This is a genomic window from Sphingomonas zeae (assembly GCF_014197135.1).
Classification (GTDB): Bacteria; Pseudomonadota; Alphaproteobacteria; order Sphingomonadales; family Sphingomonadaceae; genus Sphingomonas; species Sphingomonas zeae.
This window is the reverse complement of the sequence record NZ_JACIFA010000036.1, coordinates 1-2,231: the sequence shown is the minus strand read 5'-3', so window position 1 is coordinate 2,231 and position 2,231 is coordinate 1. Positions and strand designations below refer to the sequence as shown.

Below are 2,231 nucleotides of genomic sequence, written 5' to 3'. Positions count from 1 at the left end.
TGTAAACGCTCGCGCTAAATGGCGGCGTTCTGATCGCGCTATTTGTCAGTTGCCGGGTCCGATGACGAGGCAATCGCGCGCGGCCTGAACGATGTCAGCGGTGACCTCCTCGACGCGGTTGAGGGTCATGATCCGCCGCATCTGCGCGAACAGGCGCTCCATGAGCCGGAAGTTGCCGCGCGTGATGCGGATCACGGCTGCCTGCGCTTCGATCGCGTCGAGTTGGGCCGGGTCGAAGCTGATCCCGAAATCGCCGGCGTGGGTCGCGAGCAGCAGCCGCATTTCGGTCTCGGTAAGCGGTTTGAACTCGTGGACGAAGCCGATCCGCGAGTAGAGCTGGGCATAGCGGGCGAGGCGCTTCTCCAAGCCCGGCATACCCATCAGGATCAGCCCGAAGCCGTGGCGATCGGCCATGTCGCGGAGATGTTCGAGCGACTTTATGGTCAGGCGGTCGGCCTCGTCGACGATGACGAGGGGGCAGGCGATGCGGGCGGCGTCATGGGTGATTTCGTCCTGCGAGCCGCCCGCGACCGTCAGCCGGGCATAGCCCAGCTTAATGAGGTTGAGGCCCAACACCGCGTCGATCGTCTTGGGCGTGTTGCTGACCGACACGGTGTAGAAGACGGCGCGGCAGCGAGCGACCTTTTCGCCAAGGAGCGCGGCAATGGGACGGAGCGCGGCATATTCCCCCAGGTCGGGGAAGCTGGAAAACTCGCGCGCCGATCGCGTCTTTCCGACGCCCGGCCGGCCATGACACACGCCGATATAGCGGTAGTGCGCGCAGGCTTCGGCAAACTCGACGAACCGGGCATGTTCGCGGGTCGCCAGGAACGGCTGCTCGACCAGGAACTCAATCGTCAGCGGCGTAGAGCCGGAGCCCTCGGTAGGTGGTGGGCCGGGAAGCCGTATCCTCTTGGTCGCCATCGAAGGTCTCCGTGGGGGCAGGCACCTGCTTGTCGCGCTCCTTCGCGCCGCGCCGGGCGCGCTGGATCGCGCGCAACGACGGGTGCCCAGCGTGCTCGGAGCTGAGCGCACGGCAGACGAACCGGCCCTGGTGGTAGACGTGGATCTCGGTCAGGTCGCGGGGGTCATAGACCGCCTCGACCTGCTCGCCGACGAAGGCCGCGAGCGTGGGTTCGACATAGCGCCTGCCCATCAGACGGATGCCGTCGCGCAGCACTTTACGGGGCTTGGGCACGTGCACGAGCAGCATGTCGAGCTGTTCAAGGCTGTCGGGCATTGCGGGCAGGAACCCGCCCTTCTGCCAGCGCGTGATCGGCGGTTCGCCGGTGCTGCCATGCGGGCGACGATGATAGACGCCGCACACGAACGCCTCGAAGCGGGCGCGCAGCTCGTCGAGCGTGAGCACTGGCGCCGACAGCGGCTTGCCCGCGATCAGGTGGCCGGGCAGGTCGGGCAGGAACATGTCGTTGATGGTGCGGAACAGCCGCTCGATCTTGCCGCGCCCGCGAGGACGCCCCGGCAGCGAATGGATGAGGCGGATTTTGAGGGCGATGCACGCCTGCTCGATATGCTCGGAGATGAAATCCGAGCCGTTGTCGACGTAAAGCTGTTCGGGAATGCCGCTGACGATCCATTCGGGATTGGGCTTGCGCCAGATCGCCTGCCGCAAGGCGAGCGCCGTGTTGAGGGCACTGGGGGCATCGAGGCTGAGGAAGTAACCGGCGATGGCTCGGCTGTGATCGTCAACGATGACGGTCAGCCAAGGACGCACCGGGGTTCCGGCATCATCGAGCACGAGAATGTCGAGAACGGTATGATCGGCCTGCCACATCTCGTTCGAGGTCGCGGCTTCGCGCCGATGCACTAGCTCGTGCTGGTCGCGGTAGACGGCCGGATCGGAGGCTGCGGCGATCTGGCTTGCCGGTATCGCCCTGACGACACGCGCGACGGCCGCATAGCTGGGGGTTCGGTGTCCATGCGCGATGGCGAGTTCCTGCACCTTTCGGTGAATGGCGGCGACCGGGGGTCGCGGGCGCTTGGTGGCGAGAGTGCGGGTCAGTTCGACCAGATGTTCCGGCAGGTGCAGCCTGCCCCGATCGTTGCGCGGCAGACGCGCGAGACCGGCAAGTCCTTCGGCACGGTAGCGCCCGAGCCAGCGCTGCAACGTCCGCTCGCTCAGCGTGCCGGTGCGGGCGAGGTCCGCGAGCGGGATGCCATCGGCGAGGTGCGGTTCAAGGACGCGGTAGCGCTCGATCGCCAGCGGCGGG

The 2,231-nt window shown here is 66.6% G+C and carries 2 protein-coding genes; both read right to left on the bottom strand.

The genetic code is table 11. The features are described from left to right. Positions 1-45: 45 nt before the first annotated feature. Complete coding sequence (locus GGR45_RS19440) at positions 46-924, bottom strand: AAA family ATPase (protein WP_009824028.1); 879 nt, start codon at positions 922-924, stop codon at positions 46-48. Beyond that, a partial coding sequence (locus GGR45_RS19435) for a Mu transposase C-terminal domain-containing protein (protein WP_221235841.1) occupies positions 851-2,231 on the bottom strand: 1,381 nt, incomplete at its 5' end. The genes GGR45_RS19440 and GGR45_RS19435, both read right to left, overlap by 74 nt.